At 55.6% G+C, this 14,484-nt stretch carries 14 protein-coding genes, 1 tRNA gene and 1 pseudogene; 15 read left to right on the forward strand and 1 reads right to left on the reverse strand.

Annotated elements, in window-relative coordinates:
- The first annotated feature begins 77 nt into the window (after positions 1-77).
- The 5 genes from sufD (at position 78) to AC2FLZ_RS03145 (ending at position 3,973) form a co-directional block, all read left to right on the forward strand.
- The gene (sufD, locus tag AC2FLZ_RS03125; RefSeq protein ID WP_480472821.1) at positions 78-1,358 is read left to right on the forward strand and encodes a Fe-S cluster assembly protein SufD; all 1,281 of its coding nucleotides are present in this window, start codon (positions 78-80) and stop codon (positions 1,356-1,358) included.
- On the forward strand, positions 1,358-1,843 hold the full coding sequence (locus AC2FLZ_RS03130; protein WP_480472819.1) for a YIP1 family protein: 486 nt from the start codon (positions 1,358-1,360) through the stop codon (positions 1,841-1,843). Before sufD ends, AC2FLZ_RS03130 begins: the two co-directional genes overlap by 1 nt.
- The gene (locus AC2FLZ_RS03135; RefSeq protein WP_496881737.1) at positions 1,840-2,406 is read left to right on the forward strand and encodes a YIP1 family protein; all 567 of its coding nucleotides are present in this window, start codon (positions 1,840-1,842) and stop codon (positions 2,404-2,406) included. The genes AC2FLZ_RS03130 and AC2FLZ_RS03135 overlap by 4 nt, the downstream gene beginning before the upstream one ends.
- A gap of 13 nt (positions 2,407-2,419) precedes the next feature.
- Positions 2,420-3,640 carry a cysteine desulfurase gene (locus AC2FLZ_RS03140; RefSeq protein WP_480505150.1) on the forward strand — a complete coding sequence of 407 codons (1,221 nt, stop codon included), beginning with the start codon at positions 2,420-2,422 and terminating at the stop codon, positions 3,638-3,640.
- Between the two features lie 256 nt (positions 3,641-3,896).
- Positions 3,897-3,973, forward strand: a tRNA-Arg gene (locus tag AC2FLZ_RS03145).
- A 492-nt stretch (positions 3,974-4,465) separates the two neighbouring features.
- Here AC2FLZ_RS03145 and AC2FLZ_RS03150 read toward each other — a convergent pair.
- Positions 4,466-4,792: pseudogene (locus AC2FLZ_RS03150) on the reverse strand (IS110 family transposase); the annotation flags it as partial.
- A 269-nt stretch (positions 4,793-5,061) separates the two neighbouring features.
- Here AC2FLZ_RS03150 and AC2FLZ_RS03155 point away from each other — a divergent pair.
- The 10 genes from AC2FLZ_RS03155 to AC2FLZ_RS03200 all read left to right on the forward strand — a co-directional run bounded on the left by AC2FLZ_RS03155 (position 5,062) and on the right by AC2FLZ_RS03200 (position 14,406).
- A complete protein-coding gene (locus AC2FLZ_RS03155; protein ID WP_496881809.1) occupies positions 5,062-6,138 on the forward strand; it encodes a four-carbon acid sugar kinase family protein in 1,077 nt (358 codons plus the stop codon).
- Complete coding sequence (gene pdxA, locus AC2FLZ_RS03160) at positions 6,138-7,142, forward strand: 4-hydroxythreonine-4-phosphate dehydrogenase PdxA (protein WP_496881738.1); 1,005 nt, start codon at positions 6,138-6,140, stop codon at positions 7,140-7,142. Before AC2FLZ_RS03155 ends, pdxA begins: the two co-directional genes overlap by 1 nt.
- On the forward strand, positions 7,142-8,197 hold the full coding sequence (locus AC2FLZ_RS03165) for a cupin domain-containing protein (protein ID WP_496881739.1): 1,056 nt from the start codon (positions 7,142-7,144) through the stop codon (positions 8,195-8,197). Before pdxA ends, AC2FLZ_RS03165 begins: the two co-directional genes overlap by 1 nt.
- Before the next feature lie 151 nt (positions 8,198-8,348).
- Positions 8,349-9,035, forward strand: coding sequence for a cyclase family protein (locus tag AC2FLZ_RS03170; protein WP_496881740.1), 687 nt, complete (start codon positions 8,349-8,351; stop codon positions 9,033-9,035).
- 25 nt (positions 9,036-9,060) lie between these two features.
- Positions 9,061-9,954, forward strand: a complete 894-nt coding sequence (locus AC2FLZ_RS03175; protein ID WP_496881741.1) for an NAD(P)-dependent oxidoreductase — start codon at positions 9,061-9,063, stop codon at positions 9,952-9,954.
- 142 nt (positions 9,955-10,096) lie between these two features.
- Entirely contained in the window at positions 10,097-11,257 is a 1,161-nt protein-coding gene (locus tag AC2FLZ_RS03180; protein ID WP_496881742.1) for an NAD(P)/FAD-dependent oxidoreductase, read from the forward strand.
- Between the two features lie 162 nt (positions 11,258-11,419).
- Positions 11,420-11,629 (forward strand): DUF3955 domain-containing protein, encoded by a 210-nt coding sequence (locus AC2FLZ_RS03185; protein ID WP_496881743.1) that lies wholly within the window; start codon positions 11,420-11,422, stop codon positions 11,627-11,629.
- Positions 11,626-11,994: a hypothetical protein gene (locus AC2FLZ_RS03190; protein ID WP_496881744.1), complete on the forward strand. Its 369-nt coding sequence runs from the start codon at positions 11,626-11,628 to the stop codon at positions 11,992-11,994. The genes AC2FLZ_RS03185 and AC2FLZ_RS03190 overlap by 4 nt, the downstream gene beginning before the upstream one ends.
- Before the next feature lie 51 nt (positions 11,995-12,045).
- On the forward strand, positions 12,046-12,327 hold the full coding sequence (locus AC2FLZ_RS03195) for a hypothetical protein (protein ID WP_496881745.1): 282 nt from the start codon (positions 12,046-12,048) through the stop codon (positions 12,325-12,327).
- Between the two features lie 30 nt (positions 12,328-12,357).
- The gene (locus tag AC2FLZ_RS03200; RefSeq protein WP_496881746.1) at positions 12,358-14,406 is read left to right on the forward strand and encodes a S9 family peptidase; all 2,049 of its coding nucleotides are present in this window, start codon (positions 12,358-12,360) and stop codon (positions 14,404-14,406) included.
- The last annotated feature ends 78 nt before the right edge of the window (positions 14,407-14,484 follow it).

Here is a 14,484-nt window from a genome sequence, read left to right on the forward strand (position 1 = left end):
GTTAAGACGGGCGGACCTGAACTGGCGCTTGAGGTTGAAAACAACGGTTATGCCGACATTCTGGCCGAGGTGAACTGATGGCTTTGCCGCAAGCGAAACAATCCGCAACCGAGGCGCGTCTGGCTACGTTGATCATGCCCGATGCGGGCTGCACCCGTGGTGCACGCGAAGACGCTTTGGCGCGTGTTCTGGAATCCGGCCTGCCGGGGCGCCGGGATGAGTATTGGAAATACACTCAACCCGATAGTCTGATTTCTGCCGAGGCTTTGCCTGCGGCGGTGTTTATCAATGATGAACCGGTGCTTTTCAACGACCTTGACCGTTTGAAAATTGTTTTTGTCGACGGGGTCTTCAGCGCCGAGGAATCCGATGACCTGTCGCTGGACGGTGTCAAGATCGACCGGATTGAAGACATCTGCTGCAAAGACATTCATTGGGCAAAAGACCTGTATGGCGTTCTGGAAGCGCGCGGCCAGTCCCCGGTTCAACGCCCGTTGGCTGCATTGAACACGGCTTTTGCGTCGGACGGCGTTGCCATTCACGTTACGGGCAAACCCTCCAAACCGATCAACCTGATCTATCGTCATGCCTCGCCGACATCCGACGCGATCCTGCATCACGTTATTCGCGTGGAAAGCGGGGCCGAGGTGACTATTCTTGAATCCGGCCCGGCGGCGTCGCGTTTCAACAAATGTACAGAGATTGAAATTGCCGACAAGGGGACGCTGCATCATGTGCGGGCGCAGGGCAGGGACCACGAACGTCGCGCCGCGACCCATATGTTCACGCGTTTGGGGGCAGAGTCGGTCTACAAGTCCTTCACCTTGACTGCGAATGGGGTGCTGACCCGTAACGAACAGGTCGTTGAACTGACCGGCGACAATGCGGTGGCGCATGTGGCCGGGGCCTGTGTTGGGGATGGTGATTTCCACCATGATGACACGGTGTTCATCACCCATGACGCGGTGAATTGCGAAAGCCGTCAGGTCTTTAAGAAAGTGCTTCGCAACGGTGCGACCGGAGTGTTTCAGGGCAAGATCCTTGTAAAGCAAGGGGCCCAGAAAACCGATGGTTACCAAATCAGTCAATCGCTGCTTTTAGATGATGACAGCCAGTTCCTCGCTAAACCGGAACTTGAGATCTACGCCGATGACGTGGCATGTTCCCATGGCTCAACCTCGGGTGCGATTGACGATACGGCGTTGTTCTATCTTCGGTCACGGGGTGTTCCGGTCAAGGACGCGACCAACATGTTGACGCTGGCATTCCTGGCCGAAGCAGTGGATGAGATCGAAGACAGCACTTTGGCAGATGAAATCGTAAGCCGTCTGGAAGGGTGGCTGGCGCGCCGAAGCTGATGGCCCTGTCGTCGGATATCCTAGCAACGTACAAGGGGCCGGGGCGGGTGGTGCGCAGGCTTCTGGATATGGGTCAACGAGAAGACCGGGCGCTGATCTTTGTTATGGCGTTTTGTGTGGTGGCATTCATCGCCCAGATGCCTGGCCTTGCGCGCAAAGCGCATCTGGAAGGCGTTGAGCTGAACATGCTTTTGGGTGGTGCTCTGCTCGGATCCGTGTTCATTCTGCCCTTGGTCTTTTACACGCTGGCACTGGTGTCTCATTGGGCGGCGCGCTTGTTTGGCGGTCAGGGAAGCGCTTATGGTGCGCGCCTGGCGTTGTTCTGGGCGCTGTTGTCGTCTGCACCGCTGGTTCTGCTGAACGGCCTTGTCGCCGGGTTTATCGGACCAGGGCCTACATTGACGATTGTGGGTCTTGTCTGGGTTGCTGTTTTTGTCTGGTTCTGGGTATCCGGTCTCAGACAAGTGCAAAGGTCCGTCGCATGAATTCGAGTTTTCTGGGAAATATGGCTGTCCTGACGATCAGGAACCCGGCCGAAGCGGCGCGACGGCTGATGGCGCTCAAGCTGGGGCGAGAAGTGCTTTGGCTGGCATTTGCACTGGCGGTCGTTTTGAACTGCGTTGTCCAATTGGGAATAGGTTTGTCAATAACAATGGCGGAAGGCCAACCCTCTCCGGCGCTCGAAAGCATTCCCATGGTTTTGGTGCGCTCGGCCGGGGCCATGATGCTGAGCATCGTCGCATTCCTGCTGGTCGGGCGAATGCTTGGAGGTCTGGCGAAGTTCGATGATCTGATGGTTTTGACGATCTGGCTGCAATTCCTGCAAATAGCCGCCTTGGTCGTGACGCTGATCTTGAGCCTGACCCTACCGTTCCTGATGATGATGTCATTGTTGGCGACAGCAATCCTGAGCCTTTACGTCACGCTTCATTTTCTGAACGAAGCGCATCAACTCGGGTCGCTCTGGAAATCCTTTGCGGTAATTGTGTTGTCAGCCCTTGTCGCCATCCCCTTCGTTCTGTTTCTAAGCCCAACCGGGCCCGTCTAGGAATACCTCTCTTATGTATGATGTGCAGAAAATCCGCTCTGACTTTCCGATCTTGTCGCGTCAGGTGAATGGCAAGCCTTTGACGTATCTCGACAATGGTGCTTCGGCTCAGAAACCTCAGGTGGTCATTGACGCGGTGACGCGGGCCTATGCCGAGGAGTATTCGAATGTCCATCGTGGCCTGCATTTCCTGTCCAATCTTGCGACAGAGAAATACGAGGCCGTTCGTGGCACGATCGCGCGGTTTCTGGGGGCATCGAACGAGAATGAGATCGTCCTGAACTCTGGTACGACCGAAGGGATCAACCTGGTCGCTTATGGCTGGGCTATGCCGCGACTTGAAGCGGGCGATGAGATTGTTCTGAGTGTGATGGAGCACCATGCAAACATCGTCCCCTGGCATTTCCTGCGCGAACGACAGGGCGTCGTGCTGAAATGGGTCGACGTCGACGCAGAGGGCGGGCTTGACCCGCAGGCGGTAATCGATGCAATCGGACCGAAAACCAAGCTGGTTGCAGTGACACACTGCTCGAACGTGCTGGGTACGGTTGTAGATGTGAAAGCCATAACTGATGGTGCCCACGCCAAGGGCGTCCCGGTTCTGGTTGATGGCAGTCAGGGTGCCGTTCACATGCCGGTAAATGTCGAAGAAATAGGGTGCGATTTCTACGCGATCACAGGCCACAAGCTTTATGGGCCGTCAGGGTCAGGTGCGATTTACATCAAATCCAAACGCATGGCCGAAATGCGCCCCTTTATCGGTGGCGGCGACATGATCAAAGAGGTCAGCAAGGATCAGATCATCTATAATGACCCGCCAATGAAGTTCGAGGCCGGCACGCCGGGGATCGTACAGACCATCGGTCTTGGCGTGGCGCTGGAGTATATGATGGACCTGGGGATGGAAAACATCGCAGCTCATGAATCCAGCTTGCGCGATTACGCGATGCAACGTCTGACTGGGCTGAACTGGTTGCAGGTTCAAGGCACTCGCCCGGACAAGGCCGCGATTTTCAGCTTTACGCTGGACGGTGCTGGCCATGCTCACGACGTCTCAACCATTCTCGACAAGAAAGGTGTAGCGGTTCGCGCCGGTCACCACTGTGCCGGGCCGCTGATGGACCATCTGGGGGTGACTGCAACATGCCGCGCCAGCTTTGGTCTCTATAACACTACCGATGAAGTTGATACACTGATCGAAGCGCTTGAATTGGCGCATGATCTGTTTGCCTGATTTTGGTTTTGATAAGAGTGCGGCAATCGCGATTTGCAGTTGCACCCGGATTGGAACAAGGTTAGCTAACGGCCAAGGCACCTGTAGCTCAGCTGGATAGAGCGCTGCCCTCCGAAGGCAGATGTCAAGTCTGGCGATCGCGAAAGGTTCTTGAAGAAAGAAGTGACTAAACAACGGTTTGGGTGAATGTCGGGTTCGCCCTTTAGACCGACGAAAATCTCGCGTAAGCATGGCGTAAGCATCTTGCGAACGGTATGCACCCGTAGCTCAGCTGGATAGAGCGTCGCCCTCCGAAGGCGAAGGCCACAGGTTCGAATCCTGTCGGGTGCGCCAGATTTTCCCAATTCCACTCATTGAGCAATTATTTCTCCAACGTAGTGGTCGTCATAGTCGCGAAACTTGTCGAAATTCGCACCCAACTCCTGATGCCTCTGCGGAAGATTCTCAGGTTGTACTTTTCGTTTGGGCTGTGCGTTGCATCATCAGCCAGCCCGAGGCCAACCAAAATCGAGCCGATACCAAGCAGATTCTGAAAGCTTTGAATAACAGGTATCGAGCCACCGCACCCAATCATTGCAGCGGGCTTTCCCCACTCAGATGTCAACTCTGTCTTGATTCGGGAGGCATTGTTGCACAATTCGGGGTGTGAGTGCACTTCCCTTTTCCCCGGACAGACTACCCTACTGCGTCTGTGACAGGTATGCCAAGAGCGGTGTAGCAGTTGAGGACGGTAACGCGGATCTGGATATCGGCGTGTCTAGCCCCCTAGGTCTGGGTCACTAATTTTTGGTTTTTCTATTAGAGTTTCAGGCACGGGAGCTCGCATACCGAGCGCATGGTCGGACGCAACGCCGATTCCACAATTTCCTCAGTATCGGCTGCATCGTTCTTCTGGCGCTTCACGAACGGCTTTACGTAAACTGGCGGGATCAGGCGCACCTCATGCCCCAGCTTCTCGAACTCACGACCCCAGCCAGACGCCGTCGCGCAGGCTTCCATGGCGAGAACGCAGCTTGGGTGTTGCGTAACAAATGCGAGCGACTGGACCCGCGAAAACTTCTTGCGAAACATGACAGATCCGCCGTTGAGCGCGCCGTGCAACTGGAAAACACACTTTGCAAGATCGATACCGATGATAGTAGCTTCGGACATGGACGCTCTCTCCTTCTGTGATGGCTTCATCACTCATCACAATGGCACATTGCGATGTCGTCGGGAGGGGCATCCATGCCATCAAGAAAGCCAAGTGCGGGTGTGCTGACGAACGCCCGCTGTGCGTTGCGTGGTCATCAACAGTTGCAGCAGATAACAGGTTTTCCTTGAGGGAGAAATTTACCATCCGTTGATTGGTGATATGATGTCACCAAAATTGGTCAGATAGTTTCGCTTTTCTGTATCGTTTGGCGATGTATGATCACCAAATGACGCATCCTGATAGAGATACTCCCGTTGTCGGCATCGTCGCTGACGACCTGACAAGCGCCGCTGATGGTGCCGGGCCTTTCATGACAAAGGGATTGCAGATCGTTGTGCGTTGCGCTGCTTCCAGGCCGGGCACGAGGTGTGAAGCGGATGTTGTATCAATTGACTGTGACAGCCGGTCTCAAAATGAGGAGAAGGCCGTTAAGGCAATCGCGCAGGCGACGGAAGCCGTCTCGGCCGCGCCACTGCTATACAAAACCATAGATTCCACTCTCCGCGGTCATGTCAAGGCGGAACTCCGGGCCGCGTTCCACGCCTCAGGTCGCAAACATGTCGTTATCGCGCCTGCTTTTCCGAGTGCCGGCCGGATCACCCGCGGCGGCATTCAGCTTGTCGACGGAGTTCCGGTGTCAGAAACGAGCTACGCGCAAGACCCTGTACACCCGGCCAGAACGTCAAGGATTCTGGATTTGGTTCCGTCAGAACTCGAGTGTGCGGTGATTCTCGATGCTGAAACGCAGGAAGAGCTTGACGCGCGGGTAGCCGCGATCCCCAACCCTGAAGAGACGCTCTGGGTCGGATCTCCCGGCTTGGCGATCGCGCTTGCAAAAACGCAGACAAGCGTGAATGGCCGCGCAACGCAACTGCCAACGGTATCGAAGACGCTCGTTGTGGTCGGCAGCGCGAATGAAATCAGCCGTCAGCAACTGGAACGGTTGCGCGATGCAAAAAGTGTCACGCGGCTGTGCTCGCCTCTCGAGCGGACCGCGTCTCCCGAAACCGTGCTGGCGTATCTGGTCGCAGAGGCGGCCCATCTGATCGCGACGGGCGCCTATGACGCGCTCATCGCGACGGGCGGCGAAACCATGGCGGCGTTGCTGGACAAGCTGAACGTCGATGAATTCGTGCTGATGGGTGAATTCGAGCCCGGGTTTCCGCTCGGTGTTGGCGCTTTGCCTAACGGCAAATCCCTCATTCTCGGCCTGAAAGCCGGAGGTTTTGGCACTGAAACAACCCTTCTCTCCGCCGTCGAAGCACTGACACCCTCCCTAGCACAACATTCAAAGGTATCTTGATGATAAACTCCGCTAAGCCACTGGCTATCACAATGGGGGACCCCTCCGGTATCGGCCCGGAGATTGTGGCGGCAAGTCTCGAAAAACAGCTTCGACCCGCGAAATGCATTGTCTTGGGCAATTCGGAGGTGATGAGGCGCGCGGTCGGGATCGTCGGCGTCGACATGTCGGTCAGGGCGCTTCGAAAGATTGAAGAGGCGCAATTCAAGCCCGGTACGATCGAAGTTCTCGAATGCAGCGTCATGTCTGAGTTGCCGGCATTTGGCGAGATCAGCGGGGAATGCGGACAGGCTGCCTATGACGCCATTGTCAGAAGCATCAAATATGCGGTTGACGGCAAAGTCAGCGGGATCGTGACAGCGCCCATCCACAAGGCAGCCCTATCCGTGGCGGGGATCAAATATCCCGGGCACACGGAAATTCTCGCGGATTTCGGCGGAGCAAAACGGGTCGCTATGTTGCTCGGAAATGATGATATCCGCACCGTCCTGGTCACCATCCATGTGTCGCTTCTCGATGCCATCAAGGGCGCAACTTTTGACGCGCAGATGTCTGCCATTCGCCTCGCGCATGAAGGAGCTGTGGCCCTTGGCTTCAAGAGCCCCCGTGTCGCCGTTGCCGGATTGAACCCTCACGCGGGTGAAGGCGGTCTTTTCGGCCGGGAAGAGATTGAGATCATTGCTCCGGCAATTGAGGCCGCCCGGAAAGAAGGCATAGACGCATCGGGTCCGTGGCCCGGGGACACGGTTTTCATGCAAGCGCGCAAGGGGCAATTCGACATCGTGGTGGCTCAATATCACGATCAGGGTCTTATCCCGGTCAAATACATGGGTCTGGAAAAGGGCGTAAACATCACACTTGGGCTGCCTTTCGTGCGCACCAGCCCCGACCACGGCACAGCATTCGACATTGCCGGAAAAGGCATTGCGGACCCCGCAAGCCTTGCGACGGCCATCACCTACGCGAACCAGTTGGTTGCGTCAAAACTGAAGGAGGCAGCGTAATGGGACTGCGATTCATTTTTATGCTCACGCGCAACGACAAGACCGTTGAGGATGCCGAACAGCATCTGAAAACAGCACTGGCCGAGGGCATTCATCATATCGGCTTCAAAGATGTCGGCCTGCCGCTCGACCGGCTGAAGAAGCTCAATCAGGCCATCAAGGAGGGTGGTGCGACCAGCTATCTTGAAGTGGTCGCATTGGACAAGGATAGCGAGGTCCGGTCCGCCAAAGCCGCCATGGAAATCGGTGTCGACATCCTGATGGGTGGCACAAATGTCGATGCGGTTCTGCCTCTTCTGGAAGGCACGGACATCCAATACTTCCCGTTCCCGGGCAAGATCGTTGGCCATCCGAGTGTTCTGGAAGGCTCCATCGACGAGATTGTGGCCAGCGCCAAGGCTTTGGCGTCGCGCGAAGGCGTGCACGGGCTGGATCTGCTGGCCTATCGTTCGCCGGGCGACGTCGAAACCCTCATGGCTGCGGTCTGCGAAGCCGTCGACAAGCCGGTCGTGATGGCCGGGTCAATCGGCAACAAGAAACGTATTTCAGACGTTTACGCCTCGGGTGCGGCCGGGTTTACCATTGGAACTGCAGCGCTTGATGGCGATTATCCCGCACCGGCAAAAGATGTTCGGTCGCAGCTGAGAGCGATCATTCGGGATGTTGCCGAGGTCAACAATCACGTCTCCGATGTTCCCGCCAAAAACCTCGATGAATCGTTTGCGAAGTTCAACGAGACCTGGAGCCCCCGCGTTGCCGGTCAGATCAACGACATGTTGCTCAAGCTGGTGAAACTCAAGGGTGAGTTTGTCTGGCACCACCACACTGTCGAGGACGAGTTGTTTTTTGTGCATCGCGGCAAGATGCTGATGAAATTCCGCGATCGCGATGAGGAGGTGAACGAGGGTGAATTCATCATCATTCCGCATGGCGTCGAACATTGTCCGGTTGCCCTCAGCGATGTCTGTGAGGTCATGCTGCTAGAGCCTGGCACGACGTTGAACACCGGCAATGCAACCGACGAGCGTACAGTGAAAAAGCTGGCACAGGTCTGAACACGGGGAGGAGAAGGGCATCATGTGTCACGCATGTATAATTGAGAATATAAAAAGCAGTGCGGCGCAGCGCGCGGTCACCGCATCTGGTTCAGTCCTCCCTGAGACCAGTTTTGTGGAAACGCCTTCCGAAGGCAGGCTTCGTGAAGTGATGTCCTTCTCTGGTATCGTCGATCTTACCCACACGCTCACACCGGATTTTCCATCCTTTTTCGGCAAGGCTTTTGAGGTTGAAGACAAGTTCACCTTCGACAAAGACGGGCTGAATCTGAAGGTGATCAAATATGCAGAGCATGTGGGCACTCATTTTGATGCTCCTATCCATTTCAGCGCGGATGGCCAAACCATCGACGAAATCCCTATTGAACGACTTGTCTGCCCCCTCGTGGTAATCGATGTCCGTGTTGGCGCCTGCAAGGATCGGGACTACCGCCTGTCTCTTGCCGACATTGTCGCTTTCGAACGGGAACATGGCGAGATCCCGGAAAATGCCTGTGTCGCCATGTTGTCGGGTTGGGAGGCCCATCTCGGCACCGACAGATTCCGCGGCGAAGACGAAAACGGCACGTTTCACTTCCCGGGTTTTCACGAGGAAGTTGCCGATTTTCTTATTCGCGAGCGTCAGGTCAATGGCATCGCTGTTGACACCATGTCGCTTGATTGCGGCTGCTCCACGGATTTCAAGGTGCACTACAGGTGGCTGCCTTCTGGCCGCTATGGCATCGAAAACCTTGCCAATCTAGGAGCGCTGCCTCCGGTTGGCGCCACGCTTGTAGCGGGCGCTCCGAAAATACAAGGCGCAACCGGTGGTCTCGGTCGTGTCATGGCGCTTGTTTGAAACAAAGGAATCAATAGGAATGACGATGGCAGATACAATCAAACCCGCCGTTGGATTTATCGGGCTGGGCCTGATGGGCGGCGGTATGGCTCACAACATCCTAGCCGCAGGTCACCCATTGGTGGCTGTTGCCAACAAAAGCCGGTCGGTTCTAAGAGACTTAATTGAGAAGGGTGCTATAGAGGCAAAATCCCCCAAAGACCTTGCGTCGCAGGTGGAGGTTATCTTCCTGTGTCTGCCTTCAAGCAAACAGGTGGAAGCAACGGTCAAAGGCGAAAATGGCCTTCTGGCCGGCGCGAATCCGGGAACAATCATTGTCGATTGCTCCACGGCTGATCCCACCTCGACGCAAGAGCTTCACGATCTTTGCAAGGTGCAAGGGGTTGGTTTTGCCGATGCGCCGCTCGGCGGCACCCCCACGCAAGCAGATGAAGGAACGCTGTCCGCCCTTGTTGGTGCCGATCCAGAGATTTTCGCCAATATCGAGCCTGTGTGTGCGGCCTGGGCTTCAAGCGTGATCCATCTCGGTCCGGTCACGACCGGACACAAGATGAAGCTGCTCAACAATTTCCTGTCGCTGACCTATGGTGCGCTCTATGCCGAAGCGCTGACAATCGCAAAGAAGTCCGGCCTCGACGCGCAAACTTTCGATTCCGTTATTCGCGGCAGCAGGATGGACTGCGGATTCTATCAGACCTACATGCAATATGTGCTTAACGGGGATGAGGCACATAAATTCACGCTGGCCAATGCGCAAAAGGATCTCACCTATCTAAACGCTATGGCGGACGCAGCTGGTGTCGCCACTCACATCGGATGTGCCGCCAAGAACATTTACACCCATGCCTTGAACCAAGGAAGGGGTGGGGATTTCTGTCCAACTTTGTCGGAGGTCGTGGCAGATGCAAACGGCGCCTGACGGGCATTACGCAGCAGCGATTGGAAGAAGCCATTGGATGGACCCGACATCTCAATACCGATTTCCGTTCTTTGTTCCTATGGGGCTACCAGGCTGCATGGCTCGGATTTAATTTATCACGGTTCTAAACAGGAAAATCCGGATGCAATCCAATATGCATGTCATTGTGGTCGGCGCCGGTGCGGTCGGCCTTTGCTGCGCACTGGAACTGGCTGATCGTGGGGCAAAAGTCACCCTGGTTGATCGTGGCCTCGTTGGGGGTGAAAACAGCACGCGCACAGGCGGCGGAATTCGCCAGCAGTTCGGAACCACCCTCAATATAAGGATGTCGATTCTGGCTGCGCCCTTTTGGGACGATTTTGCGGAACGGTCCGGAGTCGATCCACTATTTCGCTCTACGGGATACCTCTTTCTGGCGAAATCAGAAAAGGAGGCTCGGCTCCTCGCTTCGCAAGTGGCTCTCCAACACAGTCTTGGGGTGGATTCCGAATATCTCGATGCCGGCGAGGTAGGCAAGCGTTGGCCGGCGCTTGGCGATCGCGATGTTATTGGCGCAAGTTTTCGCAAAGGAGACGGTTGGGCAAACCAGCACCGAATAGTTGAAGGGATCCATCGTATGGTCCTGAGGGCAGGTGCCAATCTACTAATCGGAACAGAAGTAGTTGGCCTTATAGAGAGGGGAGGAAAGGTTATAGGGGTGCGAACCACGGTTGGTGAGCTTTACAGTGACTCAGTCGTGCTAGCGACCGGCCCTTGGTGCTCGGCACTTTTGGAACCGCTCGGTCTGACCGTTCCTGTGAGAGCACATAGACACGAACTCTTGATTGCCGAGCCGGACCGGCCACTTCCCGCCGACCTTCCTTGGCTCATCGGAATCAAGGATCAGGTTCACATGCGGCCCGACTACCAGGGCAGAGCTCTTATCGGCGGGTTTCTCGGTCGCGATGAGCCCGGATCTCCAGATGATTCGTCAACTCGCGCAGATTCGGACTGGACAATGAATGTGCTTGCGACTGCCGATCGTGTATTTGGATTGGTTGATAGTCGAGCTGTGGTTCGACACGGTTGGGCGGGAATCTACTGTTCTACACCAGATAGGCATCCCATTATTGATACGCTGCAATCCGGGCTTTACACCGCTCTTGGTCTTTCGGGGACAGGTTTGATGCATGCGCCAGCTGTAGCGTCCGTTGTCGCCGATCTCGTAATAGATGGACAAATGCCCACCGAACTGGAACTTGGCCTTCGTTTGAGCCGCTTCGAAGGTACAATGCCAACCAATGGCGATGATACCGGCTTTTAGAGTTAGCATGCAGCCTTGGCTTTCAGCAGCAATGTCGTGTTCTGAACGGGACGTTTCTGACGGCTTCTATTCTAGTAGAGATTTTTTTGGCAATTGCGCCCGCAAGTCAGATTCAATCTTGCATCTGATGGTCGCACAACATTTATTTAGAAAGGAAGCGGAATGTTTCGCATTACCGGAACTATAACATCGATACTGGGAGCAGGATGCCTCTTGTTGGGAGCCTATTTACCACCGGAGATCGGACCAGACGGGATCTTGCATGAGGCGTTTTTTCTGACAGGTACCGGCTATTTTTTGTTGCTCATAGGAATAGCCCTGTTCACGGCACAATGGCTGAGGGGGCGCCATAATGGAGGTTTTTGGTCATGATCATACGGTCCTTGTCAGCTCTGTTGACAGTCCTTGCGGTCATCGCCCCAGCCTATGCGGGCGACGCCTATCACGTTGAGATCGACATGGGCGCTCGTTGCGTACAGAATGTGTGCACTTCGCATTTTGAGCCATCCTTCATCGTCGTGCCAGGAAAACGCGCTACACTCCTGATTGAAGGGGAAGAACCGGCGAGCTTCGCGGTTGGTCTCACCGAAAACACCGACAAGAGCCTTGATCTGGACATAGAAGCATCGTTGGCAGACGGTACGATTTACCGGCACCAGTTTCGATTGGTTATCGGTGAGATGGCACAGTTTGAAGACGGCAGTTTCAAAGTCAAAGTGTTCGTTTCAGGGACGTAGACCCGGCGTCACGTGGGCCAATAACGCAAATCCAGCACACAAGAGGACTATATGGGAACCACCGGAAAAATCGTGATAGCAACGACCCTGTGCGCTGCCTGCACGCTGGCCGCTGTTGCAGGCACCTATTGGCACACAAGAGAAAAGTGGTTTGAGTTGGGCAAGGGGACAGGGTTCACACATGGGCGGCTGGAGCTGATGGAGAAAATCTGCGCCCTGGGAACTACAGGTGCCGAACCCGGGGATGCGGTTCTCAGCGTTCATGAAAAATACGCAACCATGTCGCTCAAACCGGTCGACAATGGCGTGCACATCATTTGTGAAGGGTTTTGAAATGTTTGCAAGCTACGGAAAAAAATGAAAATGATGGGATCCAGGTGCGCCGGGTTGTTTGCATCCCCTACCGGAAATCGGGGGGTTGTCGCGACTTTTGCGGCGGCGTTGACATTGAATGCGCCGGCTATCGCGCAACCGGTCGGTGATGGCACGCCCCTGATCCCGCGTCACGTATTGTTCAAGGATGCGGACAGATCGGATGTTCAGATAAGCCCGGATGGAACAAAGCTAGCCTGGATGGCGGCCAGTGACGATGGCCCGGCCAATATCTGGATTGCACCGCTTTCCAATGTGGACGTGGCCAGACAACTTACCGACAGCGGCGAAGACATCGATGGCTTTGGCTGGATGCCGAACGGAGAGCAGATCGTTTTTATGCAGGACGGCGGGGGAGATGAGAATTTCCACATCTTCGCCATCGCCCTAGAAGGCGGAGAGGCGACAGATCTTACACCGTTTGCCGACGACGTGCGATCCACCATCGCTGCGATTTCCCACGCCTATCCGGACGAACTGATTGCGCTTGTCAATGATCGTGATCCATCGCTGTTCGACGTCTACCTGATCGATACCAGAACCGGCGCGCGCGAGAAGATCGCCGAAAATCCGGGCTTTCTGGATTGGGTGTTTGACCATGAACTAGACCCCCGGCTTGGGCTGGCGGTCGGCCCGGACGGAAAACAGCATTATTATGATGAGGAGTGGAACGCGGTCTTCACACTCTCGGCGGAGGATCTGGTACGGGGCGATGGCGTGCTGGGCTTTGACGCCGACAATGGAAAGCTGAGGATCGTCACAGGTCGGGAATGGGACAAGTCCGCTCTGGTCGAGCTGGATCTGGCGACCGGATCGGTGTCGACATTGTGCGAAAGCCCGCACTCCGACATTGCCGGAGCCGTTGTTCACCCGACTACGTATGAAATTCTGGCCTGTGAGGAAAACTACATCACGCCATCCTGGCTTCCCGTGGATCCCGCATTCGCCGAAGATTGGTCGTTACTGCGGGACCGACTGAGCGGGACGCTTTCCGTGACCTCCTCCAGCCGGGACTTTACCCGGTTGATTGTCACCGCCGACGGTCCCGATCAACCGGGTACCGTGTATCTCTTCGATCGCACGGCCGGCGATGCCCGCCTGAAGATGCTGTTTGCCGAGAACGAAGCTCTGGCCAAAGTGGACTTGCAACCCAGCCATCCGGTCGGGATCGAAAGCCGGGATGGTCTGACACTGGTTTCTTATCTGACTTTGCCGCATGGTTCCGATCCGGACGGCGATGGCCGCCCCGATCAGCCCGGCCCGATGGTCTTGTTGGTCCATGGCGGCCCCTGGGAACGGGATGAGTATGAATACAATGCGGTGGTGCAATGGTTGGCCAATCGCGGCTATGCGGTGCTCCAGGTCAACTTTCGCGGGTCGACCGGTTTCGGGAGTGCATTCCTGAACGCGGCCAAGAAGGAATTCGGTGGCAAGATGCACGACGATCTGATCGACGGCGTCCAATGGGCGGTTTCCAATAGTGTTGCGGCACCGGATCGGGTTGCCATTATGGGGGGCTCATATGGCGGATATGCCGCGCTCGTCGGCCTGACACGCACCCCAGACGTTTTCGCCTGCGGTGTCGATGTCGTCGGACCGTCGGACTTGCAAGAAACCATCGAGGCTTTTCCACCCTATTGGGCACCATATCTTGATGCCACCTGGTACAGCTTCGTTGGCGATCCGTCGGCCCCGGAGGCGCGCCAACATATGAAAGAACGCTCTCCGGTCCATCACGTTGGCAACATTACCGCGCCGCTTCTCATAGCCCATGGAGGGAATGATCCAAGGGTGCAGAAGGCAGCGTCCGACCTAATTTCTAGCGCCTTGAACGCTCGGCACGTGCCGCATATCTACGTGAACTTTCCGGATGAGGGACATGGGTTTGCGCAACCGGCGAATAGGCTGGCATTTTTTGCAGTTGCCGAAGGCTTCCTTGCCGATTGCTTGGATGGCAGGGCTGAACCTATGAAAGCCACATCAGACCGGTCATCCATGGAGATTTTGGCCGGCTCAGATTTGATATCAAAATTTGACTGAACCAGAGCAAAGGCCTCCCGGCTTTCTTGCCAACATTGAAAATTATTTTGGGATAGTCACTCTACCATCTCGAAAGGA

Source organism: Ruegeria sp. YKSF131 (assembly GCF_059612645.1).